The organism is Nostoc sp. ChiQUE01b (assembly GCF_034531255.1).
GTDB lineage: Bacteria > Cyanobacteriota > Cyanobacteriia > Cyanobacteriales > Nostocaceae > Nostoc.
Map to the genome: position 1 here is coordinate 33395 of NZ_JAVRBM010000017.1, position 23791 is coordinate 57185.

The 23791-nt window shown below is 37.5% G+C and carries 23 protein-coding genes and 1 tRNA gene; all 24 read right to left on the reverse strand.

Annotated features, from left to right (window positions below; translation table 11 throughout):
• Nucleotides 1-19: 19 nt before the first annotated feature.
• A complete protein-coding gene (gene brxC, locus RMY63_RS13765) occupies nt 20-3556 on the reverse strand; it encodes a BREX system P-loop protein BrxC (protein ID WP_322729237.1) in 3537 nt (1178 codons plus the stop codon).
• Entirely contained in the window at nt 3553-4146 is a 594-nt protein-coding gene (locus tag RMY63_RS13770; protein ID WP_322729238.1) for a DUF1788 domain-containing protein, read from the reverse strand. The genes brxC and RMY63_RS13770 overlap by 4 nt, the downstream gene beginning before the upstream one ends.
• A gap of 290 nt (nt 4147-4436) precedes the next feature.
• Nucleotides 4437-4718, reverse strand: coding sequence for a hypothetical protein (locus RMY63_RS13775; RefSeq protein ID WP_322729239.1), 282 nt, complete (start codon nt 4716-4718; stop codon nt 4437-4439).
• Nucleotides 4719-4827: 109 nt separating this feature from the next.
• Nucleotides 4828-4900 (reverse strand) — tRNA-Val (locus tag RMY63_RS13780).
• A gap of 417 nt (nt 4901-5317) precedes the next feature.
• A complete protein-coding gene (locus RMY63_RS13785; protein WP_322729240.1) occupies nt 5318-5584 on the reverse strand; it encodes a hypothetical protein in 267 nt (88 codons plus the stop codon).
• A gap of 118 nt (nt 5585-5702) precedes the next feature.
• Nucleotides 5703-6080 (reverse strand): hypothetical protein, encoded by a 378-nt coding sequence (locus tag RMY63_RS13790; protein ID WP_322729241.1) that lies wholly within the window; start codon nt 6078-6080, stop codon nt 5703-5705.
• A gap of 67 nt (nt 6081-6147) precedes the next feature.
• Nucleotides 6148-9606, reverse strand: a complete 3459-nt coding sequence (locus tag RMY63_RS13795; RefSeq protein WP_322729242.1) for a fibronectin type III domain-containing protein — start codon at nt 9604-9606, stop codon at nt 6148-6150.
• A gap of 4 nt (nt 9607-9610) precedes the next feature.
• Nucleotides 9611-11524 (reverse strand): hypothetical protein, encoded by a 1914-nt coding sequence (locus RMY63_RS13800; protein WP_322729243.1) that lies wholly within the window; start codon nt 11522-11524, stop codon nt 9611-9613.
• Between the two features lie 56 nt (nt 11525-11580).
• Nucleotides 11581-12729, reverse strand: a complete 1149-nt coding sequence (locus tag RMY63_RS13805; protein ID WP_322729244.1) for a tail fiber protein — start codon at nt 12727-12729, stop codon at nt 11581-11583.
• A gap of 26 nt (nt 12730-12755) precedes the next feature.
• The gene (locus tag RMY63_RS13810; protein ID WP_322729245.1) at nt 12756-14087 is read right to left on the reverse strand and encodes a hypothetical protein; all 1332 of its coding nucleotides are present in this window, start codon (nt 14085-14087) and stop codon (nt 12756-12758) included.
• A 36-nt stretch (nt 14088-14123) separates the two neighbouring features.
• Entirely contained in the window at nt 14124-14678 is a 555-nt protein-coding gene (locus RMY63_RS13815) for a phage tail protein (protein ID WP_322729246.1), read from the reverse strand.
• The gene (locus RMY63_RS13820) at nt 14678-15577 is read right to left on the reverse strand and encodes a baseplate J/gp47 family protein (protein WP_322729325.1); all 900 of its coding nucleotides are present in this window, start codon (nt 15575-15577) and stop codon (nt 14678-14680) included. Before RMY63_RS13820 ends, RMY63_RS13815 begins: the two co-directional genes overlap by 1 nt.
• Nucleotides 15559-16008: a hypothetical protein gene (locus RMY63_RS13825; protein ID WP_322729247.1), complete on the reverse strand. Its 450-nt coding sequence runs from the start codon at nt 16006-16008 to the stop codon at nt 15559-15561. Before RMY63_RS13825 ends, RMY63_RS13820 begins: the two co-directional genes overlap by 19 nt.
• 17 nt (nt 16009-16025) lie before the next feature.
• Nucleotides 16026-16280: a hypothetical protein gene (locus tag RMY63_RS13830; protein WP_322729248.1), complete on the reverse strand. Its 255-nt coding sequence runs from the start codon at nt 16278-16280 to the stop codon at nt 16026-16028.
• A complete protein-coding gene (locus RMY63_RS13835; RefSeq protein WP_322729249.1) occupies nt 16249-16707 on the reverse strand; it encodes a hypothetical protein in 459 nt (152 codons plus the stop codon). Before RMY63_RS13835 ends, RMY63_RS13830 begins: the two co-directional genes overlap by 32 nt.
• 23 nt (nt 16708-16730) lie before the next feature.
• Nucleotides 16731-17234 (reverse strand): hypothetical protein, encoded by a 504-nt coding sequence (locus RMY63_RS13840; RefSeq protein WP_322729250.1) that lies wholly within the window; start codon nt 17232-17234, stop codon nt 16731-16733.
• A gap of 94 nt (nt 17235-17328) precedes the next feature.
• On the reverse strand, nt 17329-18699 hold the full coding sequence (locus tag RMY63_RS13845) for a phage tail sheath subtilisin-like domain-containing protein (protein WP_322729251.1): 1371 nt from the start codon (nt 18697-18699) through the stop codon (nt 17329-17331).
• A gap of 111 nt (nt 18700-18810) precedes the next feature.
• Nucleotides 18811-19425, reverse strand: a complete 615-nt coding sequence (locus RMY63_RS13850) for a hypothetical protein (RefSeq protein WP_322729252.1) — start codon at nt 19423-19425, stop codon at nt 18811-18813.
• 8 nt (nt 19426-19433) lie between these two features.
• Complete coding sequence (locus RMY63_RS13855) at nt 19434-19910, reverse strand: hypothetical protein (RefSeq protein WP_322729253.1); 477 nt, start codon at nt 19908-19910, stop codon at nt 19434-19436.
• Nucleotides 19910-20224 carry a hypothetical protein gene (locus tag RMY63_RS13860; RefSeq protein ID WP_322729254.1) on the reverse strand — a complete coding sequence of 105 codons (315 nt, stop codon included), beginning with the start codon at nt 20222-20224 and terminating at the stop codon, nt 19910-19912. The genes RMY63_RS13855 and RMY63_RS13860 overlap by 1 nt, the downstream gene beginning before the upstream one ends.
• Nucleotides 20225-20229: 5 nt before the next feature.
• The gene (locus tag RMY63_RS13865) at nt 20230-20583 is read right to left on the reverse strand and encodes a hypothetical protein (RefSeq protein WP_322729255.1); all 354 of its coding nucleotides are present in this window, start codon (nt 20581-20583) and stop codon (nt 20230-20232) included.
• 2 nt (nt 20584-20585) lie between these two features.
• A complete protein-coding gene (locus tag RMY63_RS13870; RefSeq protein ID WP_322729256.1) occupies nt 20586-21545 on the reverse strand; it encodes a phage major capsid protein in 960 nt (319 codons plus the stop codon).
• A 29-nt stretch (nt 21546-21574) separates the two neighbouring features.
• Nucleotides 21575-22147, reverse strand: a complete 573-nt coding sequence (locus tag RMY63_RS13875; RefSeq protein WP_322729257.1) for a hypothetical protein — start codon at nt 22145-22147, stop codon at nt 21575-21577.
• Nucleotides 22148-22297: 150 nt separating this feature from the next.
• A complete protein-coding gene (locus tag RMY63_RS13880; protein ID WP_322729258.1) occupies nt 22298-23788 on the reverse strand; it encodes a hypothetical protein in 1491 nt (496 codons plus the stop codon).
• Between the last annotated feature and the right edge of the window lie 3 nt (nt 23789-23791).

Below are 23791 nucleotides of genomic sequence, written 5' to 3' on the forward strand. Positions count from 1 at the left end.
AAGAGCAGCCCCACCGGATTTATTCAAGACGAATACGATGATTTTGGTGAATCTTATCTAATAGAGTATTCCGCAAAGCCTCTAGATAAACATCAACATCTTGGGGCGTTTCTAGTAGCGACTTAGTTGCAACTCGCGCTACCTGGACTGATACGATGGATTTGACACAAGTTACTTGGGCGTTACTGCCATTGTCCGACTGACGCTGAATAATTTCATTGGCTTGCCGATCTACTTTTTGCAGCAATTGTGGGAGGATGTTTTCTAGTTCACTTTGACGTGCGATCGCAGAATCGATACTTGTTACTTGGTTAACTGAGGTGACAACTTTATCGATATCTTGAGTAATGTTACTGAGGTCTAGCTGTGCAGAAATGTCTTGGTGAGCAGAAGTCACATACTCAGTTAATTTCTCCCGCATTGCCTTGCTTTTAGTCTCCACCTGATAGATTTGAGTTTTTAGCGCCTCCTGCACCTTATCTTTAACAGGTAGGAGTAACATTGCTAATTCTGGAATCTTGGCAGTGGGGTCAGACATCGCCAAAATTTGCTTAACTAAATCCACCCGCTTAAGCAAATCTGGGTCACTAATATGGCGTAGTTCTGGTTCTAAAGTTTTCAGATCATTATGAGCTTGCCAGAACAGCTTAATTTGTGTGCTGAAGAAGGATTGTAGCTTTTGCACATCTTCGATAAATTCTTCTATATCATCCCGTCGCTGACGAAATGTGTCGAAAAACTTAGCCGCACTGTCCTTGCTTAACAATTCAGCCAGCAAATCTAAGTTAGTACGCAGTAATTCAGCAAAGGGAAGCCCACCTTCTGCTTGGATTAACCAACCTTCTAGTTCTTGAGAGCGTTTTGTTAAGGCATTTTTGTATTGTTCAAATAGCAACTGTGGATCGCTAGACATATTGTCATTGAGTAAGTCACTGGCCATGTCTTTGGCAATCTTCAAGTTTGCTGGGTTAATTTCATCGGTAAGGCGGACAGTATATTTATCTATTTCTTTGCGCGATCGCAACTGTATTACTAAACCTTTATCATGCAGATTAACGTTGCCTTGAGCGTGTCGCAATTCTATTACACCCTTGTTAGCAAGTTCCGCCATCACCCCCAAAGTGTCAAATTCCGACCAACCATAAGGACGGACTGCAAACTTATCTACCAATGCCTTAATGCTGACAAGGCGGCGAAGGCGAGTTTCTTCCATTAACCAAGCTCGCATTTCACTATGAGCAGCCACATTAACAGGCTGTCCGTTAATATCTTGTTCTTGACTCTCACGAGTTAGGGCATTGCTTACCTGATCTTCGTTTTCAAAACCACTAGCCACGTAACCGAGCTTTTGGTAAACATTGTCTACCAAATAAGTAAGACCCTCAGTCAGCAGACTCTTAGCATCTCGGTTGCGAATATTTAACTTACTCCCACAAGCAAATACATCAGCACGAGTAATCAGCTCCTCTAAAATGATTTTCAAATCTTGACGGCGTTGATTATTCTCGTCAGATCGTGTAGTTAAAATTCTCTGGATGCTAGGGCTAAGGTCGTTACGACGCTTCAAACGTAAATATTCATCTGTTTTGACTAAGGTTTCTAGGTCGTTCAGTAAGCGCCCGTCATCAGGAAGTTTTACCAGCACCTCATAACCAGTCATTGTAGACATCATACAGAAATTCTCATTCTGTAGTGAGCTTGTCCCTACGTAGGGGGTAACAATATGTAGCGTGATATCACTTTGCTGGCTATGGAGTTGTTCATCCAGCTTGCGATTGAATTTATACTGGTGTCGCTGACTGTAACGAAACTGCTTATCAGGGAAAATTTCTCCCCAAACAAGTTTTTGCAATTCTGCTGGAATTTTTCCCGAATCAACTTGAGTGTTTTTGATTTCCCTGCCAATGTCTTGCTCCTCATGGGTCAGGAAAATATATTCATCACTATTGCGCTGGATGAGAGTTTGATGTTCCAAGCGCCCTAACGCCGCTTGTACCTGCTGCCGCAGTTCTAACTTATCCTGGTCAATATTACTTAGGCTTAAGGTAGTCAAATTATCTAAATTTGCCCGAATTTCCTTAAGGTACTTGACCATGAACAAGGTTTTTAACAGGTCAATATCAAAGGGCTGTAGTCGCGGATTTTGAGCCGCCTGAATAATTACCTGGCTGATGATACCATCCAAAAAGCCTTCTACTGCCATGTAAAAGGTGTGAAACGGAACCAGCACACCAAGAGGTTCTCCGGCTACCGCTTGGGATGCAACCTGAAAAGCATCCAATAGCGATCGCTCTCCTGATGCCAAGTGCTTGCCAGCAGAACCCATGAGGCGAATTTGAGTGAAAACCTTTTGTAACAGATTAAACTGATAGGGAATAAAGGGATAGGCGGTAAAGAAATCTTGAGGATTGCTATATCCCGGCATATCGGCACTGTCCTGAGTAAAAGCAATTTGGTTTCTCAGAATAGCAATCTTCTGGCTATACAAAGCTTCCAACCCAGCCCGCGCCGCATCAGTTTTGCCCAACAAGCGTAACTTAATTACCTCATCGGTATTAGCAGAAGACAAATTCAGTGGGCGATAAAAACGACCAATAATCTTAGAAAAATCCTCGCCTTTAATCTTGTTTTTGGTAATCTCATCCATTGCTTCTTGGGATGTCACCACCACCCAAGCTTTTCCCAAACAGTAAGTACCCAAATCTTCCACAACAGTTTGTAGGTTCAGCATCAGTTTGCTGTCTTCACCGATATACTGTCCTACCTCATCCACCATAAAAATTAGGCGATGTTGCGGCCCTTTACTATCCAGATACTGCTTTACCATGCCAGCAAACTTTTCTGGACTCAGAGTATAATTTTGTTCCCCAAAGTCCAGTAAGCGGTTAGCCGCTTCTGCACTCATACCCGTGCTAGTTTGTAATGCACTAGCGATCGCATCTTGATGAAAACCCCAAGCATCTCGGTTTTCCTTCCATTCCAAGCCACTCTCTGCCAAGAAAGCTTGTTGAAAAGCTGCATATTTACCTTGGCGATCTAGTTGACGTTCAAACTCAGCAATGGGAAGAACCGTCCCGAAGTACCCCAAATGCTCGTCAAATACCTTTTGGAAGACTTTGGTAATGCTTTCTTTATGGTTTTTATTATTGGCATCAGCTTTGGAGTCAATATTGAATAAAATCACATCGCAAGAACTATGTGCCGCCTGTGCTATCAAGGCTTGCAACATCGGATCAGGTATGCGTTTTTCATCAAAATAATCCAAGGCACGGCTAGTTTCCAGTTGATGATTAGCCAATAGGTATGACAGAATCTTCAAAAAGTGAGATTTTCCTGAGCCAAAAAATCCAGAAATCCATACGCCCATCTTATCAGTAGGATTGCTTAGGGCATTAGTGTAGCGTTCAAAAAATGTCCGAAAGTGCCTATCCAGTTCGTTGGTAACGACATACTCTTCCAATTCTTGACGAATATTCTCGTCGTCCTTCTGCCCAACTTTAATAACGCCATTGATATTACGGTGAATGTCCTTTTGGAAGAGTTCGGCGATATTCATAAGTGGTGTTGTTGGTGGGGAATCAGAGGGAAGGCCCGATAGTAGTTGTCATCCTTAAAGGTGTCGAATAGGCGTAGTTCATGCCCATCGTAAGAACCAGGGAAAAACATCACTAGGGGGATTTTGTCAAGTACTGGGTGTAGGTTGTTGAGAATACTATGCGATCGTAAAAGGGGCCAGCTAGCACCAATTCCAGTCATGATTACAAGCTGTTCATCACCCCTAAGTTTTTTTTGGATGTAGGCAATAACTTGGTCAGGCCGGACAAGAGGCGCAATGGTCTTAGCCAAGGCAGCATTTCCTTTAGTTGCTTCCAACTCAAAAGCTTTTTTGAGTACCCCTCGTTCTGACAAGATGTCGAGAATAGTCTTGTAAAGGTCAATTTCCAGCAAAATAAGCTGGGTGGGTGAACTCGTCAATTGCGGCTTCAGGCGATCGACGTAGCGCTGTACCAGTGGTTCATATTCAGTGTCATAATCAAAAATATAAAAGCCAATTTCGTTACCAATGCCACGGTTACTCAACAGGCGTGCATCTTGCAGCTTTGGTAGCAGTGCATCAAGGCGCTGATTAATGGTCAATGTGGGCATGACTTCCGCATTAACCCGCAGCTAGATTGGCTGTATTAAAGTGCTTATTTATATACAAAGTAAAATATATCCTCAATATTTTTTATCAAGGATAATCGCTAAATGGCTACAAGCTGTATGTAAATTTACGGCTTTTATTAGGCAATTAATAAATTGTATTTTTCTAGATGTCAACAGGCTTGATCTGCTGTTGTTGAGTTTTGAGAGAGGTCTAGGCTTTTTCAGATTCTGGGTAAAGCATAATGTTACTGAATTCTAAGTATTATTATGCGGTGTGATAGTACTTAATATTACTCGCTAAAGCGTTTGAGGTTTTGGTGTAAGACTTCGTGAATGCGATCGCTCCAAAAAGGAATTACAGTCTGCCCTTGACAAAGAGCTTCTAGCGCTGCCTCTTTATCAAATTCTGCTAATGTTAAATACTTTTGCTGAGAGGCGTTAGATATCAGCATCAGTCGCCTCATCTTTTTTTTAGACACAAATTCCTCAAACAGCCAAGGCTCCTTATCTTGCAACATAGCCAAAGCTTCCCGGCAAACTTCAAAGCTATAGTCTCTGTAAATAAATGACATTAATCTGTCACTGGTACTTAAACGACATCAATTTGTCCCGACGACAGTTAATTAGTCCAAACGACATTAATCTGTCACCGACGACAAATAATTAGTCACTGTACATAAATGGACGTAACTGGATTCGAACCAGTGACCTCTACGATGTCAACGTAGCGCTCTAACCAACTGAGCCTAGATACAGTAAGCCTTGTAAATGAGCCTTTAAATCTAAGATACTAATCAGATACTAAATAAAGGTAATCACAATTAACCAATTAAGTTTTATAAATTGTTGAGTAAATATTGACACTTGAATATTTACTGGTTATGGTTGTTACATATTGGAACCAATACATATCCCTTGACTGACTTTCCAATTCTGCCTCTTAGTTAGGATTAGTGCGGAAAGTAAAGTTAAGTAATTTAACTTAGAATCCTTATTCTGGCTCTTTGGAGTATTGTGTGCGGGAATCTAGGTAAATTTAAGCTGTCAATGTGGCAGAAAATTTAACTTGCAGATATGAACTATTCTTAATATTTAAGAAGGCTTAAGTTGTGAGCTATTGAATTTCTTCATAGGTAATTTATGTTTATTTACAAATTACCTATTTAATTTATTATAATAACTTAAATTTATATGCAAAAAAGACTGCTGGCCCTACTATAACTGATGCCACCAAAATACCCCCAAATATATCTTCTGCTGAGAGAGGTGCTTGTGACTGAGAAGAGTTATATTGAGATTGAGCATCTAAACTTTGCTGCTGTCTTACTCTATCTCGCCTCATCCCGTCTTCTAATGAGGGCAAGGAGCCTTGGGCTATTGCGGGAGGTATTATTGAACAAGTTATTATCAAAGCTAAAACTAATTGCTTGAATTTCATTTTAGATTGCCACTGTAATATTCTTATATTAGAGTTCCCTAATTTATAAAAAAACTATCAGGCAATGCTTGTAAGTTTATACTATTAGTACTAAATTTAAAATATCTAAAAATTTAATTTATACTTTATCGACTTTCATTAAAATTTCTTTAGTAATTTCTTTAACTTCTCTAACCTGATCAATAATTTTATTGTGGTCAGCAACATAAGTACTATGGTTTGTTTTAGTGTCACCAGACATATTTTGCACAGAGTTAGCAAGTGTTCTAAAACTTTCAGCATCACTTTCTAACTTTTCCACCCATTTCATAATAAGATTATTTATACCCATCCACCTGGCTAAGAGTAGTAAACCTAAGATAGTGAGTATCATCCCTAAGCCAACACCACTAGCATTGGTTAATACTTGGTCAACTATTTTAGATTGAGTATCAGGGGTTAGATTAATGTAATTAATTTGCTTAGTAGGTTGAGTTTTGTCTATTTGTGTAGTCATTTTATTATAATTATTTTATAAATTTACAAAAAAAGTAAGGCTTCCTTAATTGGAAGCCTGTGATTAATTAAAAGGTGTAAGGTATTAGTTGACCTCTGCGACTAAGAGCTATTTTTCCACTTAGAGGAGCAAGACCAGTAGGGGTAGTTAAGCTTTCTGAGGAAGGAGCACACCAAAGATTTGTGTTAAAGCATCTTACCCAACCAGAGTAAGGACCGCGCCACCACACAACAGCAATATTGCCATCATGATTTTTAGGGCTATAAGGTCTACCATTAATAATGTTAGGTAAAGAGTTTGTAGTAATGTCTCTAACCTTTGACCAGGTTAATCCGTTATCATTCGTTTGCCATTCTTGCAATTCTCTTATACCTGTGGGATCAGTGCTGGATAAAGCAGAATTATTAGATGGATTCTGAACTACAGTATTAACTAGGTAAACAATATTAGGATTATTGGCATCAAAACATATACCGCCTGTATAACAAGGTTCATCTAAAGTGAATCCATTTACTCCGCTAGTGCCCATACCTGGGGAGGAAACAGCTACTCCTCTAACTGTGGTCTTAGCGGAAGGAACCACATTAGCCCCGGTTATATCTACTGCTGTGGTCCAAGCCGTACCATTCCACCTAGAGAACATATAACGCTGATTTGTGTACCCAAAGCTTCCTGAACCATTATCGTAAGTTGTAAATAGTACACAGGGATTACCATCAAAACCTATTACAATATCCCAGCCCCATGACCTAATGTTGACTCCATTCCACACAAGAGTAGGGTCGCTACCTCCACTATATTTAGGTCTGATTGGTAAACTAGGAGATTGAGCACCTGTAGCTGAAGGGTTGATCATTTCCACTCCAGCAGAAGTATAATATCGTGCTTTATTTAATGTTTTATCCCAAGATACATAAAAGTGATAAAGGGAAGTTCCATTTCCATCACCGTTAGTCCCTGAATCTCCAGGATGGCCATCAGTAAAAAAGAAATCTACACGATTTTTACCATTTACTACAGATTGAACATAAGGTCTTTGGGTTGCCCAAGGCGCTAATGTACTTTGAATTAGTGGTACACCAGTTCCATAAGAAGCTGCTGCTATTGGGGTATCTTGAGTGTTTACAAATCTAATAGCGTGAGGGGCATTAGGTGGGGAACCTGTGCGGAAATGATAAAGCATCATCCCAGCGTCCTCCAATAACCTTGGGTTGCTATAACAAGTAGGCAAGTTGACATTAGGAGTGGTACCTGTGTTAATTGGGCTACTTACAATGGCTGATGACCACTGTGTAATATCTTCTGGGTAAATGGTAGTACGCGATCGCATACCTCCAGGATCATTATGCACTCCATAGAAGCAAGTAATCCTACCATCAGGTCTAATAAATACTGCTGCATTATCATGGTCATCAATTTCAGCTCCTCCATTTTGAACTACATAAGTTGATACATCTTCTAAGTCAAAATGAGTAGATTCTTTAGTAATATTGTTGACTTTTGTAATTCCTACAATACCAGCATTACTAACCCATCCAATATATGTATTACCGCGATAGCTAACTGCTCTAGGCTGTGTAAAGAATGTCCATACCCCATTTTGGCGCACCATTCTACCTTCGCAAGTTGAAGTAGAACCTGCCACAGTTAAAACATTAGAAGGTGTTCCAATACCTGAGGGATTTATAGCACTTACTCTAAAATACAAAGTCCCAGTGGCTTTTGGAATATTATATGCTACCAGGTTAGTATTCCCTGTGTTAATAACAGTAGTCCACCCAGTAGAACCATTAGCACTACTTTCAATTAAATAACTTGTAATTGCGCCACCTGAACCACTAGAAGCAGGTGCTGCCCATTGTAGATGACATTTGTTATTTACAGTATCTGTGAAGGTGAAGTAAGCAATATTAAGTGGTGAATCAGTTCTAGCGGGGGTGAATGACCTAAGGGCTAGAGATGTAGGTGCCCCTGGAGTTCCATTAGTAGGCGTTACTGAAATAGTAGTAGCGTTTGCACTTGCCCCTATTACACTGGTTGCTCTTACTCTAAAATCATTACCTGATCCACTTAAAGTAGTTGCAGTTACACTTGTGCCAGTAAACGGGCTACCAGCGATCGCAGACCAAGTAGATCCACCAATGGTAGTAGATTCTACAATGTAGCCAGTAACAAGCGTATTGTTAGCTGTAGCTGCTGTCCATGCCAAATTCACCGTAGTTAGGGTGACTCCAGAATTACCAAAACCAACTACCTGATTAGGTCGAGAGATTTTAATAATAGTTGAAGTACCATCTCCTCCACTACCTACTGGAATAATCCTAAAGGCATTACCTACTCCTGCTGATAAAGTTACACTTGCTGTTAAAGTAGCAGCACTAAATGGGCTACCAGCGATCGCACTCCATGAACCTACTATTGAGTTATCATTTCCAGTTAAATCACTAGACTCAACTTTATAGCTTAAAACTGTACCACTTGCAGAAGCAGTCCAATTAAGGGTAGCTGTAGTTGATGTAACATTACTAACTGTAAAAGTAGAGACAGCACCAGGAATACTATTATTAGGTACAGTTAAAGTACTAGAATTAGCTCCTATATGATCTCCACCAGTTACAGCCCTAACTCTTACATCATTACCACTGGGGTCTAATGTAATTCCAGTTAAAGTTAAACCTGTAGGTGTTCCTACAGTAGTCCAACTAGAGCCTCCTATTGATGTTTTTTCTACAACATAGTTAGTTAAAGTATAATCACCAAAATTACTAGGAGCAGTCCAAGATAAATCAAAAGTAGTAGGGGTGATATTACTTGCAGTTAATCCAGTAGGAGCAGTAGCAGCTACAGATAAATCATTAATATAGTATTCATTAACTACAAACCCATCTGTAGGAGTAGTTGAATCTGTGGCTGATGAAACAAACCACAATCCAAATTTACCGGATGTATAGGTAGCATCAGTAGTACTAATTAAAGCAGTAGAACCTACAGTCCATTGACTAGTACCATTATTATAAGTATCTACATAACAATTAATACTAGATCCAACTACTGACAATCTTAATCTTCTACGTAAAGGGGAGCTAAAAGACATCCCTGTAGGATTTAAATCAGTAGTATTAGTAGAACCTAATTGAGTTGAAGAACCTGCAGTTTGTCTAAATAATTGATAACCTGTATTAGGTCTATATCTAAAGAAGTAACCATTATTAGTAGTATCAGAGGCTCTAGCAATTACACCCACATTAGAGGCTGTAGTGGTATATCCTACTAAGCTAACATCTACTGTAACTTCATAGTTATTTACATTAGGGGTTTGACTTGTATTTAAAGGAGTAGTAAAAAAGTTAACCCTATGAGTTACTGAACCTTGAGATGATGGACGACGTAATGTATTATTATAAATAATACTTGCTGTAGTATTGCCACTAGTTGCCCAATCAGTATCCGCAGTAATATCTGTATTGTAAGCTTCAAATGTGGTCCCATTAGAGCCTACAAAAGTATTAATAAATCTTTTAGTCATATTATTAAATTGTTATGTCGCTTACTAATTGCCCAGTGGAGTTATAAGTAATGGTGCGTGTTTTACCCCCACCTACAATTACAGTCGTCAAAGTATTATATGTAATTACATAATTAGTCCCGTTAATAATGTAACTACTAACTCTATTTTGTGAGTCATAATTCACGGAACTAATATTAACTGATATCCCAATACTTCCAACTGGTAAATTTTGATTTTCCCACTTAGAAGTTGTATTATTATAAATAAGAGCTTGTCCATTAAAAGGAGTAGTAATAGTAGTATCAGTTAATTCATTTAAAGCATCAGGTCTAGCATTAATTAAAGTATCAGTCTGAGTTTTTGTGTAGACATCAGTAGAATTAGCTTTAGGATTTACTAATCCATCAACTTCAGTTTTAGTGTAAGTAGAAGACTGATTAGCTTTAGCAGTTAGTAAGGTGTCAGTTTGAGTTTTAGTGTAAGTTGAAGATATATCAGCTTTTGTTGCCAATCCAGCAGTAAGTTCAGTATCCCTTGTGATTGCATCAGGTATTTGAGTATCAGGAATCTTGCCCCCGCTATCCAAAGTAGCTACCCCTAAAGCAACTCCTTTATCTGTAGTAGGAATTGCCCCAACTTGACTAGCAGTTACAGAGTGAGGATTACTAGTACTAGAAGTATGAGAAGTTAAAGCAGTTGCATCAGCCTTAAGAGCCACACTGGTAATAGTAGCTCCACCAAGGGCAGTAAGGGCAGCAGAAGCACTTGTGCTACCTGTTCCACCTTTAGCTATAGGAAGAGTACCTGAGAGGTTTCCTAAAGTTAAGTTAGCTTCAACAACATCAACATCTATTTCATTATTAGCAGCATCATTTGTAATAGTTACTTTAGAAGACCCAGCATTAATATTTTTGAATTCTAAGTTGCTACCAGTTTTTTGTTTATAAACTCCTACCCCACCAACTCCAACATTACTTCCGGTAGCAGTAGCTCCTGAAATTAAAGTATCAGTTTGAACTTTAGTGTATACGTCAACAGAGTTAGCCTTAGGAGCTACTAATCCATCAACTTCGACTTTTGTGTAGGTAGTAGACTGATTAGCTTTAATAGATAATGAAGTGTTTACATCAGTAGTATTAGCCTTCAGAGATAAAGCTGCTGTAATGTCACTAGAATTGGCTTTAGGGGTTACTAAACCATCAGTTTGAGTCTTAGTATAATACCCACTGAGATCAACTGTCACACCTCCTATAAGGGCATCTGTTTGAGCTTTAGTGTAAGTGTCACTAGAGTTAGCTTTAGGGGTTACTAAATTGTCAACCTGAGTTTTATTATAGATATCAGTAGCGTTAGCTTTGGGTGCTATCAGACTATCAGTTTGCGCTTTAGTATAAACATCACTAGAATTGGCTTTAGGATTTACTAAACCATCTGTTTGAGCTTTAGTGTAAGTGGTAGACTGATTAGCTTTAGGGCTTAAAAGGTTGTCTACTTCAGACTTGAGATAAACAACGGGATCAGAAGAATTAGTATTAGTTTTAACTCTACCATCTAGAGTATTACTTGCTAAATTTATCCCAATTTCATTTAATATATAGCTTATTAAAGATTGATGTTGAGGATCAGAAGTATCTGCCCCGCCTTCACGCAGTACAGAGAGTTCTAAGTCAGAGGTTCCTACAGGTACAATGGCATCAAAAGTTTCTCCACCTGGCAATACAAACCTATAAAAAGATGGGCGTTCCCCTTCTTCATTACACCAGAGAGTAAATTTAATTTTACCTTCTCTATCGGTAACAAAGTTTTTAGTAACTTGAGGATATTCTATATTGTCAATAGTACTACCCTGCATGTGAATTACTTGAACAACAGCATTTCTGAGGGGTTCATTATTTAGCCCAATAAATGTAGATTTAATAATTCTTTGAGTTGGCATATTTATTTTATAAATAAAAAAGTTCACTCTAAATTAATAAAGTGAACCTTAAATTTTTAATATTTAATAATCTTATTAACGGCTAACCAGGGTTGCATATTTTCATGTGAACCGCCACCACCTTGAGCATTAACACTGATACCAGAAGTGGAAGCATTCAGGCTAACATTAGTTTTTGTACCTATAAGTGAAATACCTGTGAAAGTACCATAAATACTAATTCCAGTCCCACTAATTTGGGTATTAGGGTAGAAGTTACTTCCTCCAGGAACCTGAGTTAATTCTGCACCATCTCCTCTAGTACCATTTCCTTCGTTGTATCCCCTATAGGGTCTTAAATTATGAGCATGACCTGGGTCATTAATAGTATGAGCATGGCCTGGGTCATTGACTGTGTGAGAGTGGGCAGATTCATTAACTGAGTGACTATGCCCAGTGTCATTGATACCATGAGTATGAGAAGGTGTTTGAGCTAAATTTAAAACAACTCCCTCTAATCCTCCTATTTGTCCCAAGGTACGATTAGTTAAGCGTGAACCTGTACCCGCTCCTACAGCCACCCTACCTCTGCAATCTGGTACCTTGAAATTAACACCAGATTGACCAAAACTGTAACCAATTGCTGCGAACAGAGCTGGGTAAGTGCTAGGGGCATAATACGAACCATCTTGCCACAACCAACCAGAAGGTAATACTGTTCCCCCAAAGTCCATCATTGCCCCAGGTGGAATTAATTGGGTGACAGGAATATCAGATGGGCCTAATCTGTCAACTAATTTATCTCTTAAATCAATGATGCTCCCAGATAGAGTTCCAGAGGCAGTAGTTACTTTAGCTAGAGGAAAACTAATATTAGGTAAGCTAGAGGCAGCTTGTACAGTTCCATCAGAACCAACATATATATACCTGGTAACATTATCTGGTAAATTAATTGAACCAGGGTTAATACTAACTAAGGTACCATCAGATAATAAAACTACTCCGCCTAAATAAGAAAAAGTTAACCCTGATGTGTGGCTAACTTTTAGTCGATTATAAAATGTATAGAAATTTGATTTAATTTGACCTGGGGTATCATCAAGGTAAGAATCTAATACCTTTGGTCCATGACCAATAAAGTCATCACCGTCCACTATAGGATTAGCTATAGCATTAGCATGTTCTGCTGTAAATATATCACCGTTTTGAAATATAACACGAGTCATAATATTTGAGATTTATTATTAATAAATTAAGCAGCTAGTCTAAAAATATTGATAAAAGAACTACCAGCCCCATAAACAGTGAATGGAACAGATAGTCCAGTATATACATCCAGTCTTATTTGTAATGTTTGGCTAACTGAACAAGGGATTAATAGGGAGGCTAAAGTAATTGAATTACCTTGTCCTGCATTTAGAATCATACTACCCAATTGCCTAAATGGGGAACCATTTAGAAGAAGATAAGGGCGGAATTGTCTTGTAGATGTATCATTATTTGAAAGGGATATTAAACCACTAATTTGATAAATTCCCGCAATAGGAACAGTAAAAGTTGTCCCTGAAAATGCATTATTACTATCAATAGATTCAGAGCTAAAAGAAATGATAAGAGAGGAGGCTGTTTGTGTCAAAGCACTAGAGACATCAGCAAAAACACAAGGACGGTTTACTTGTTGAACAAACGCTGTTGAGGCTATCTGTGTGTTATTTGTACCTTGGGAGGCAGTAGGGGTGATAGGAGTACCAGTAAGAGTTGGACTTGCTAAATTAGCTTTTAGTGCTAAACCAGCATCAACATATTTTGTATTAGCAGCTCTAGTTGAGTTATTACCTGCCGTTTGATCAGGTACAATAACATCTTCAGTAAAAATAGGACTAATAATATTTGATTTTAAAGCTACATCAGCTTTAACTGATTCAATTTCATCATAGATACTATTCTGTGAAGCAGCTAAACCTGAGCCATTCCAAGAAGTACCATAAGGGGTAGCATCACCCAGAAGTAAGCTACCATTCGGTTCAATTGGTATATTCATCCAACTGATAGTATTAGTTGGTACTACACCTGTAATTGGGTTTAGGTCTTTGGAGATGTAAGTTCTGTTTAGGTAAGTTACTAAATCTCTGAACTTATATGTAGTAGAAGGATTGTAAACACCTTGAGGAAATGGACCACCAATTGATTGAGCAAGTGCAGGGGTACTAGCTATCAGCCTAGCAGTACGCAAAGCACCAGTGTCCAAGACATCATTTGTAATTCCAGTAGGTGTTAGTGATGCAAATTGAACTGGACTAAGATTAGGAACTAGTGCATTAAAATTATTTAACGCTGGTTCAATTAATGATCCATCTGTGTTAGTTTTAAAGAATTGAAAGTTATAAGTAATTCTTGAAGTTTCAGATTGTGGCAGGGTTATATCAAGGGCACCTGCTGTTATAGTAAACGTATATGATTGAGGTAGATAAATTGTATCTGGGGAAGTAGTATCGTCAATTAAACTACCAGCTAATACAACAATAAGTTTCCCTGTAATACCATTTCCAGCAGAATCGTTTAGTGTTCCTACTATTTGAGTCATTTATTTATATTATTTAAATTGAATTAATAAAGTTTTTTAAGAAAAATAACTATCATTAAATATAATTTCACTACTACACCAGCAGGGGCCATAAATAGTATTTAGCTTTTCAGTTAGTTTTTGCTGTGGATTATTTTTATATATATTAGGGAGATAAATTATATATTCCCAAGCAGAAGTTCCTAATTCATCTCCAACAGTAGATGTCCCTAAAATAAAATCACCTCTAGAGGTGATCAAGTGTTGAATATTAAAGCAAGTTAGTACTAAACTCAATACTTCTTTAGTACCTTTACCTGGCCATATTTTGATGTATGAGTTATATATTAATAACCTTTTAGATGAAGCAGCCCAAGTTTTGTCCCAATATACTCCTGTAAAGCCACAGAGAGGGGCTAGAACGTCTAACCAAACCTCATCGCACTCTAATGGATTGAGCTGTCTAGGGAGATCATCAACCTTTGCTTTAGTGTCAACTAGTAGTTCATCAAAGTAAGTTGTCAGCCATTCTGCTATATCATTTTCTTTGTAGCATTCAGGTAATCTTTCCCAAATAGGTTTACCTGAATCCCAAGCAATTTTTGTTTGCATCAAACAAAGCCTCCAGAGAATTCAGGAGGTTCACCTGCCCCGCGCAGAGCTTCAAACACAACCCCATTTTCATCTACTAGCTGCATAAATAAGCTATAAGCAGAAGGGAGTGTATAATCATTTGGCATAGGTATATTTGAAGGGGAGCCATTTAATATGAGATTTCCAGCCTCTTTTATTACCCCTGTATTTCGTAAAGCAAAACCTACTTCATAAAAAATTAAATCTTGACCCAGAGGATAGCTATTAGGACTCAGATATTCTTGAAAAGCTTCCCATAATCTATCAAAAGCTTCTTCAGGATTTACGCCTATGGTTAATTTAGCTGTGAATTCTGCACTGATAAAAATCTGTTCCATAGGTGAAGTATATAGTGAAGTTCCTAATTGTAAGCTTCCAGATAACTGAGATTTAATGTAGGAAAGTTGAGCCTCATTAGCAGGTTGACCGTCTGCATTTAATAGGAATAGGTGAACTGCTCCAAGTTCTCTAGTAGTCTTATCCTTACCAAGTAGCCCAATAGCTTTAGCAACTGAACCATTACCTAGTAAAGTTTCAGCAGCCTGTTCATAGTCATTAGTAGAAACTAAGTTTCTAAGTCTAATTTGATTAAGTGCTCTGCTGATAGTATCGGATACTTCTTCTAAATCTGTACCTCCACTAGCGGCTTCAGGATTAGTTACCCCAGTTAAGAATGCTAGTGGTTGAGTAATATTCGTTATAGAATATGCAGGATTATTATAAGCACTACCTACTTCTTCAGCAGTGGCAGTAACTGAACCTGAAATCAACCCTACAGGAATTTGTAATAAGTTATCTGTTAAAAAACTATATACACCTGAGTCATCTACTACTTCAAATCCTTGAGGAATATTGAATTTTATAAAATAAATCTTAATTGTGCTGGGTCTGAATCATCGTATGTCCAGTAAACATTTATTTCAGATTCACCTAAATCATTAATGTTTCCTTCTACCTCAAAATTAACTACAGCAGCTACTTTAGCCATCTGAGTTTGGAAGTCTTCTACAAATGAAGTAGCTTCTTTAAAGTTATAGCCAGCAATCTTCATGACATTACCAGCGGTACTTATCACACTAGATTGTGTACCAGCAGCACTGTTAAATAACCCTATAGCTTTAGATGCTAATTTACCTACAGATTGTAGACCTAAACTAATAGCAGAAGTCATCAGGTTAGCGCCTATAGTAGCTCTACTTAATGACCCTGATAGGTCTCTATTTATCTGGTTGGATAACCCATTTATTACTGCGCTAGCCTGACCACCATTGGCCAATAAAGTTATGGTAACGCTATTATTATTAGCCATTTATTTCATAATTTATATTACTCAAAATCATCTTCTAAGAATCCCCAACCTTGTAATTTAGATTCACTATTTTTATTCTTCTCTTGAGTTTTAATATCAATTAATAAATATAAATAGTATAGGGTTTCACTAATCTCCATATCTAAATAAACCTGTAAATCAGAGGATAATTTCCCTCCACATGCTTGAATTAAATTTTGATATAGAGATTTTACAGTGAAAGCTGGTTGGTCTTGAACACTAATGTATAGTTGGTGTTGATAAAAATTCAAATTTATCTTGAAACACGGTAATAGCTGCCGCTACCCTCTTCATATCACATCCTTCAAGATTATCTAGTAGATAATCAAAAGAAACACTAGTATTCTTCCCATACTTGGTAGTACAAAGTGCCGCTAACTTTAAAACTAAAAAAGATTCAGTCTTATACTCTGGTTCAGCAGAATTAATAAAACTTTCTAACAATAAAAACTGACGGGTCTTTGGTGACTTCATAGCAACAGGAGTACCATCAGTAAGCTTAAAAGTAACAATCCCAGCATCAGCATCATACTCTGCTGTAAATTCAGAGGATTCCTCTACTGCTTCAGATTGAACTTCAATTACTTCACCACTAATCAAATTAGCAGAATCCTGTTTCAAACTTTCTTCTTTGACTGTTAACTCTTTTACTTCTTCAACTACTGTTTTCTGTCTCATGATACTTTATATTATTTAATTTATTAAATAGCGGTAGAAGCTGAACTAGAACCCGTAGGAGTAGCCTGCTCTACACTGAACTCAAGTTTGTACATAAGGGTTTTAGAACCATCAGCAGTGTCAACACCCTCAGCACACGACCAATTCATAAGGCGGCAACCTGATAGGTTCCAACCTTTATTAGAAGTAGCTGCAAGTTCACTTCTACCAGAAGTATTTCCTTTAGCAAAACGTACTGGAGTTAGGTTAAGGTTGAAGAATTCTCCACCCTCATAATCTCTAATAAATTGGTCTACTACTGTGTCTTTTTCAGGGTCATAAGGTTTGGAGATGGTTACATTTTCATACTCTTTATTACCACCTGAAGCAGTGCGGGTAAGTTGAGACAAACCATCATTATATTTAGCACGACTGTAAGCAGCTTTAACACCAGAGAACTCAGTCCAATAAACTCCAGGCATTTCAGTTACTTTGATAACGTAATCTGAGTTGCTGATAGGGTTAATATTATTTAAAGCAATAGCCATAATTAATTATTTTTTATTAAATTATTTTTAAATGTAAGTATTAGAAACTTCAGCCAAAGTATTGAAACCTTGACTGAAATCATTAACTATTCAACTAAGCCTGAGTTGTAGGAAGAAGTTGAGCTTCTAGGTTAGTTTGGTTCAATGGTAAAGTACCAATTGCAACCCTAATACTAGAGATAAGTAAACGCTCCATTGAAGGGGCAGGAACTACATATACTTCTAGTAGAACATTACCAGCCTCTAAGTCTGCTGCTGTGTTATTTTCAAAGTCACATTGAACTTCAAAAGCATCAGCTTCAGTGGCTCCAAATAATAATTTAGCTCTCCAAAATCTACTACAAACTGAACGAGCAGAAGCAGCAATATCAGACAACAGGATACCTAAACCATCAATAGAACTAAATAGTTCATTATCAAATCCTCTACGTAAAGTGCCATTCAAAACACTCAGGATTACACGCACAGGTAAGAAAGAATAGAAGGTGCTACTAGAACGTGTTCTCATAGCCCAAATTACTACACCTTTGTTGCGTAGGTTTCTGATAATATTGATACCTAAAGGATTAAGTACTTCTTGTTGCTGAGTATTAACTTTTACAGTTACATCAGTTACACCAAGTACAGGAAACTTAGATCCAGCCGGAGGTTGTGCTAAACCTTCAGCTTTAAATCTACGGGTAGCAACACCAGCTACAGCAGCAGAAGGAGGTACAATTCCACCCTCTAAATCTTTGAGGTAGGGATAGTAGTAACTAGCGTGACCTTGGGGAGCTACAATCAAAATACCTTCAGCTTGAGCTTGAGCTACTGTTAAGTTAGCACCTGCATCAATCAAAGCAATCCAGTCAAAAGCAGCGTCAGAAGCCAAAGCGTGTAGAGCATTAGCAACTGCTAAACGGTCTGTTCCTGAAGTTAGTAATTGGAAAGCTTGAGGAGCAATCAAAAATCCTTGATCATGTTCATCTTCTACATCAAAAGAATTCTCAATTGCGTAAACATAATCAGCAGCAGCAGGGCTAACAGGAGTTGTTACTTCTACTGTTAAATTTGTCCCAACTGATATGGTAACAGCAGCGCCAATAGGATCATCTACTCTAACAGTAATTGAATCTGTAATAGCCCCAGCAGAAGCTGTTACTAAGTTAGCGATCGCTGAGTTATTGATAGCAGCCAAGATACCTGAAGCAATAGCAGCCTTGGTTTCCCCACCAGTGCTTACATAACTTACTACAGTACCGCCAATAGTAGCTACATACGTTTGGTTAGCAGCAGTAGAAACAACAATACTACGTTGAACAGCAATAGGAGTTCTTACAAAGTAAAGGATTCCTCTGCGGTCATTTCTGAAGAATAATTTAACTGAAGCTTCACTAGGAGATGCACCAAATTGGTTGGTGAAATCTTCTAAACTGGTAACTTGAGTAGGGACTAAATAATCTCCAACAGAAGAGGAGCCAATCATGTAAACTGCTTAAAAACTAGCAATAGCCAGAGTTCTAAACCCCTGTGTGGATTCTACAATCCTAACTCCAGGAGCATTAAAGTTATTAAATAATGCGGTCATATTTTATATTTATTTTTGAATAATTACTTCTGAATCTTCAACGTAAGTATCAACTTCCTCAACACTGAAAGCAGGTTTAGCTCTATAGGTTCTAATCTTAATCTCTTGTAAAGTAGGAGGATTCTCAAATTGAAAGTAATCAGGGCTTTGTAAATCAGATATATTCGGGACAGTAGTGGTATTAAACCTAATATCAAAAGAAAAGTTTAAGTGGCATAACCAATCAGACTTAGCATCTTTTACCCTTTCTACTGTTACAGAATCTTCTACATATACTGGAATAAATGATTCTATAATTGGGTCAGGGCCTAACAGTAATGCATATAGATGTATGTGAGCTACTATTCCTTCTAATGCTCTAAGTGGAAGAGCATAAAAAGACAACTGACCAGGGAATCTAAAACTTATTCTGTAAGGTAATCTGGCTGATGTTTTAACTGAATTTAGATTCTGTTTAGTATGAATTAGGTTTTGTACAGGTAGTCTTACTGAGGTATTTGTAGGGAGTCTAACCTCTCCTGCATACTTATACAGTTCCTTTGGTTCATCTAAATCAAAAGCATCTATCTTGATAATAGTTATTAGAAACTCATCTACTAAGTCTCTGGCAATTTGAATATTCATTTTATAATTTATCTATTATCTGTTTCCTTTCTTAAAATGAGCTTCCAAGTGGTTGGCTCCTTTTCTGATAGATATATCAATTTATAATTTGAAGTACCTGCCAGGGCTTTTATAGCAGGGTTAGAATAGATGATTTGATTAAAGTTATTTACAGGGGGATCAATTATGAATTCTACTCTGTCATCCCCATCAGGAATAAATAATGTTTTGGGTTTAGTTCTTGGTATCTCAACTTCAACATCATCTAGAGATAGGTAAATTGAATCAGAACCTTCTATAGAAACTTGGAGGTTAGCATATCTTGGTGGTACTGGATTAATGTAGGGTCTTGGTAAAATTAAAGTATCTATGGTAACTTGTACTTTTAAAGGGGTATTATAAGAATATTTTCTTACTAATAAATGTCTTCTTTGTGGTAAGCCTAACTTAACTTCTATGCCAGATATTTTATCTTCTATCTGAGCTAATTTTTCATATAGACTCATTACTTTAATTTACCAATTATTTTATTTACATTTCCCTTTAGACGCGACTCCATCTCAGGTATAGTCTTATAAACCATCTCAACCTTTTTCTCTACATACTGAGTGTAGGGAAAAAGGTTATCAATTCTAATAGATGATTTTCCAAGTGATGTATACCAACCTGCTTTTAATGTTCCTGTTCTAACAGGACTTCTATCTTTTAATCTATTCTGTCCCCAGCTAGCAGTATCCTCTAATGCCTCTTTAATTAAATCTTTTACATCATTGCCCTGCTTAAACAAGGGGCCATTTGTTTTAATATTATATGAGTACATTAGAGTTACCAATAAGCTATTGTGCTACGTCTAGTATTAGGTGAGTATTTATTATAATTAACTCCTACCACTAGTAATTGTCCCAACTCAGTTAGTAACCTAGTACCTTCTGATTTCAGGTGAGTTACATGACTACCATAACTTAGTTTAGAACCCCTAGATTCCTTTACAAAACTGGTCTCAAGGGATTCTTTTAGTAAATTATCAATACCCACCAACTCATCAAGAATAGTTAAAGTTCTGTCAATCGTAGTATCAGAATACTCTGAAGTTAGACCATTTCTAACTGTGGTATCAAATACAAAGAACCCTAATATTCTCTCAAACTCTTCAATTTGAGGAATGGTGAATTGTGCCATAATTACTGTGTGATTTTATCCAATACTGCAACACCCTTAGCACGATTCTTCAGTTGAAGTTGAGCTTTGGTGTAAATTACATATTTTTCTGCATCAGGATTATCAGAAGGTAGTTCACCAATACTGAATTGAAGACCTTGACGATCTTGGCTGTTGTTTTGAGCAAAGCTATAGAGAGCTACTTCATTCTCATCAACAAAGTACAGAGTACCAGCAGGAGCGTAGACATCTTGGATGATAGGACGACCACTGAAAGTCAAACCTGTGTAAGAAATATCAGCTTGACCAGCAGGTAGTTGGTTTGTAATGCTAAGTTGAGCAGCAAACAGATTTTTGTATTTAACTGCAATTTCAGGGGAGCAGTAGATACTTGTGTAGTTTCCACCTTTACGTGCAATTCCTACTTCTGTTGCATACATTAAATCAGCAGTCAAAGCGCGGTTGGCACCAGCAGTATTTACATAAGATGCCCAAGCACTGTAGCTAGCTGGGTCAAGACCTGCATAAGCTCCAGTAGCTGCTGCTGCACTTACCAAACCAATTACTCCACCATCAGCAGCAATACCTGTACCTGTGTAAACTTTGGTGCTTAAAGCTTCTAGAATAGTGCGAACACCACTATTAATATCAGCAGCAAACAAGTCACGAAGGACTCCTTTACCAGCAGCTTTAGCTTGGGCAATATCCTCTTTTTGCAGTTGGAAACTGTTACGAAGTCTAGCACCACCAATAGGTAGAATAGCTGCTACATAATCATCATCAGAGAAAGTAGAAACTGAAGCTGTGGTAAGTTCACCAGTAGCACCTGCTCCACCAACATTTGCATTCCACTTGATAACTTGCTGACTTGTAACTTTCTTAGCAAGACGGTTAACCATTGGGTATTGAGTTAACTGAAGTGAAGCAACCTCTTCCTGTACAAGCAACTGTAAGGAATTAACGGGAGAAATAATATTAGCCATTTAATTTATTATTTTGTAATTTATATTAATTAGTTGAATGATTCAAATAAGGCATCTTCTGCCTTAACTTTTTGATTAGGATCAACTGGAGTTACTTTTGTTTCTTGAGCACTGGAACCTTTAACTCCTGAAGGAGGTACAAATGCTTTTCCGTCTTCACTTGACAAATAAGAATTCAACGCATCTTCTAGAGAGGAAACATTATCACCTTGAGCTACATACCATTTATCACCCTCTTGCTTAATTTTATCTGAGTAATCAAGTAAGAAAAGTTTTTGTAATGCTGAGGGACTTAATGCCTTTGAGTTAGCAATTACTTGAGAAACTGCACTGCTACGTTTAGCTGCAATGGTCTCCAAATCTTTGTTAGCTAATTGAGTCTTAAGGTCTGTTAGCTGCTGTTCTAAAGCCCGAAGAGTTAGCTTCTCTTGGTTATTTTCAGAAGGTTCTGTGGGAGTAGATTGAATTGTCTGAAGTTTCTTAATCTCTTTAGTAACTGATGCTGCAAGTCCTTGATTAGCTTTTGTAAATTCTGTACTAATTTCAGTCTTAAAAGAATTTAGTGAAGCATCAATCAAAGCTTGAATTTCTTGTTCTGTCATTTTAAATAATCCTGTATTTATAGGTATCTGTCTTTAAAGTTGTCAGTAAAACTTATCTGGTTTATAAACCTTACCCAGTGGGTTTACCCTCAGTCCGAAACTCTACAGCAAGGAATGTGTCTGTTATGTCTTAAGGATTGTTGAGGGTCTCTATACTATTGAAGTGTCCAAAGTCTGATTTGAGCTATGTAGTAATGCTATTTCTTTGGCTACTTGCTCTTTTTGGAGGGAGGATAAATTACCAGCTAACATCCCTACTAATTGGTTGTAAACTATATCAAATACTGTGGGTGGTAATTTAGCTTTTAGCCCTTCTACATCAATCTTGCTGACAGAATCTACTTTCATTATTAATGAATCTAAGCTGTCATTTTCAAAACTATTTAATCCTGTGCAAGATATGTTATCCCCATTTAAACCTGCTGCTTTTGCTACTAGTTGAAGAACATCTTGATAAACATCAATTAAGATTTCTCCATAAGCTCTCAGCATTATTTCCTGCTTCTGAAAATCCATCTGCTTAGAGACACCAGATTGGGTTATAGCCCCATTAGAAGATGAAACTCCACCACTGGAAATAAGGTCCCGTACTTGGTCTTCTATTGCCCTCAAAGAACTTGACATGTGCTCAACAATATAGCCATGTGGTTCATTCCATTCAAATTTCTCCAGCTCAGTTACATATTGCAAACCAGTTGGGATTTCAGTTTCATTTTCATAAGAATTCTGTATGTCATCATCTGGTGTTTGAACTCTCTTAAAGGAGCGCTGAAAATAGGCTAGAGTCAATAGATCATATTTTGAACAATCTGTTCGCAAATGCTCTAACGCTTTAGAAGCAGCTTGATCACAAACCCAAAGTTGGTCAGGTAATTCTACCTTTAAAACTGGAACTTCACCAAAACCATGCTCAACTAAACTTAACAACTGAACATCAGATTCTGAGTTAACATTTTCATTTGATAATTTACTAATATTTCCTTTAGCATCTAACTCAACAATTGCTGAGTATTTTGCAATATAGGTTCCATCAATAAATGTCCATGTAGCCACCATTTGAGATGGAGCAATAGGATTACTGGAATCTTCTCTAATTTGTCTAACTTTAATCCAGTCAAGCTTACCTTTGCTCTCACTCCAATTAGTAACTTGCATAGCACTGTAGGTCACACAATAGGGGCGTAGACCTAGTGCTTCCTCTTGTAGTCGATTCAAAGGAGTAACATCCACTTGATTTTTATCAACGTGAATGTAAACCTTTTTAAACTTAAGTATTTCTCTAAAGATTAAATTAATTAAGTTCCTCTCTGAGCGTCCATTTAAGTCTGAATCCTCTCTGAAGTTAGCCCAGAAGCTAGGGTTAGCTTCTAACCCATCTACTATTAAAGGGGCGTTAGATAACTTACTAATCTGCTCATTTAAATTAGAGCTAAGAATATTTAAGTATGTATATTTCTTTAGTCTAGTTTCATAAACTTCAAGTTCCTCTCCAGCTTTTTGAGGGAGAAACTGTCTAATAGCATTCTTGAGTCGATAGCCTCCTGTTACTAGTAAATCAATTTCTTGAAGTGCAGGTAAAAGTTGAACATACTCAGAGTGCTTTGACTCTAATGTTTCTAAAAGTATTTTATTAGGGTACATATA

Bases quoted from the DNA above. Each gene is read 5' to 3' on its own strand.
- RMY63_RS13880 (WP_322729258.1), bottom strand. From the start codon at position 23,788: ATGTACCCTAATAAAATACTTTTAGAAACATTAGAGTCAAAGCACTCT.
- RMY63_RS13850 (WP_322729252.1), bottom strand. From the start codon at position 19,425: ATGAATATTCAAATTGCCAGAGACTTAGTAGATGAGTTTCTAATAACT.
- RMY63_RS13785 (WP_322729240.1), bottom strand. From the start codon at position 5,584: ATGAAATTCAAGCAATTAGTTTTAGCTTTGATAATAACTTGTTCAATA.
- RMY63_RS13800 (WP_322729243.1), bottom strand. From the start codon at position 11,524: ATGCCAACTCAAAGAATTATTAAATCTACATTTATTGGGCTAAATAAT.
- RMY63_RS13865 (WP_322729255.1), bottom strand. From the start codon at position 20,583: ATGGCACAATTCACCATTCCTCAAATTGAAGAGTTTGAGAGAATATTA.
- RMY63_RS13815 (WP_322729246.1), bottom strand. From the start codon at position 14,678: ATGCAAACAAAAATTGCTTGGGATTCAGGTAAACCTATTTGGGAAAGA.
- RMY63_RS13770 (WP_322729238.1), bottom strand. From the start codon at position 4,146: ATGCCCACATTGACCATTAATCAGCGCCTTGATGCACTGCTACCAAAG.
- RMY63_RS13775 (WP_322729239.1), bottom strand. From the start codon at position 4,718: ATGTCATTTATTTACAGAGACTATAGCTTTGAAGTTTGCCGGGAAGCT.
- RMY63_RS13860 (WP_322729254.1), bottom strand. From the start codon at position 20,224: ATGTACTCATATAATATTAAAACAAATGGCCCCTTGTTTAAGCAGGGC.
- RMY63_RS13855 (WP_322729253.1), bottom strand. From the start codon at position 19,910: ATGAGTCTATATGAAAAATTAGCTCAGATAGAAGATAAAATATCTGGC.
- RMY63_RS13790 (WP_322729241.1), bottom strand. From the start codon at position 6,080: ATGACTACACAAATAGACAAAACTCAACCTACTAAGCAAATTAATTAC.
- RMY63_RS13810 (WP_322729245.1), bottom strand. From the start codon at position 14,087: ATGACTCAAATAGTAGGAACACTAAACGATTCTGCTGGAAATGGTATT.
- RMY63_RS13870 (WP_322729256.1), bottom strand. From the start codon at position 21,545: ATGGCTAATATTATTTCTCCCGTTAATTCCTTACAGTTGCTTGTACAG.
- RMY63_RS13835 (WP_322729249.1), bottom strand. From the start codon at position 16,707: ATGAGACAGAAAACAGTAGTTGAAGAAGTAAAAGAGTTAACAGTCAAA.
- RMY63_RS13825 (WP_322729247.1), bottom strand. From the start codon at position 16,008: ATGGCTAATAATAATAGCGTTACCATAACTTTATTGGCCAATGGTGGT.
- RMY63_RS13805 (WP_322729244.1), bottom strand. From the start codon at position 12,729: ATGACTCGTGTTATATTTCAAAACGGTGATATATTTACAGCAGAACAT.
- RMY63_RS13840 (WP_322729250.1), bottom strand. From the start codon at position 17,234: ATGGCTATTGCTTTAAATAATATTAACCCTATCAGCAACTCAGATTAC.
- brxC (WP_322729237.1), bottom strand. From the start codon at position 3,556: ATGAATATCGCCGAACTCTTCCAAAAGGACATTCACCGTAATATCAAT.
- RMY63_RS13875 (WP_322729257.1), bottom strand. From the start codon at position 22,147: ATGACAGAACAAGAAATTCAAGCTTTGATTGATGCTTCACTAAATTCT.
- RMY63_RS13845 (WP_322729251.1), bottom strand. From the start codon at position 18,699: ATGATTGGCTCCTCTTCTGTTGGAGATTATTTAGTCCCTACTCAAGTT.
- RMY63_RS13795 (WP_322729242.1), bottom strand. From the start codon at position 9,606: ATGACTAAAAGATTTATTAATACTTTTGTAGGCTCTAATGGGACCACA.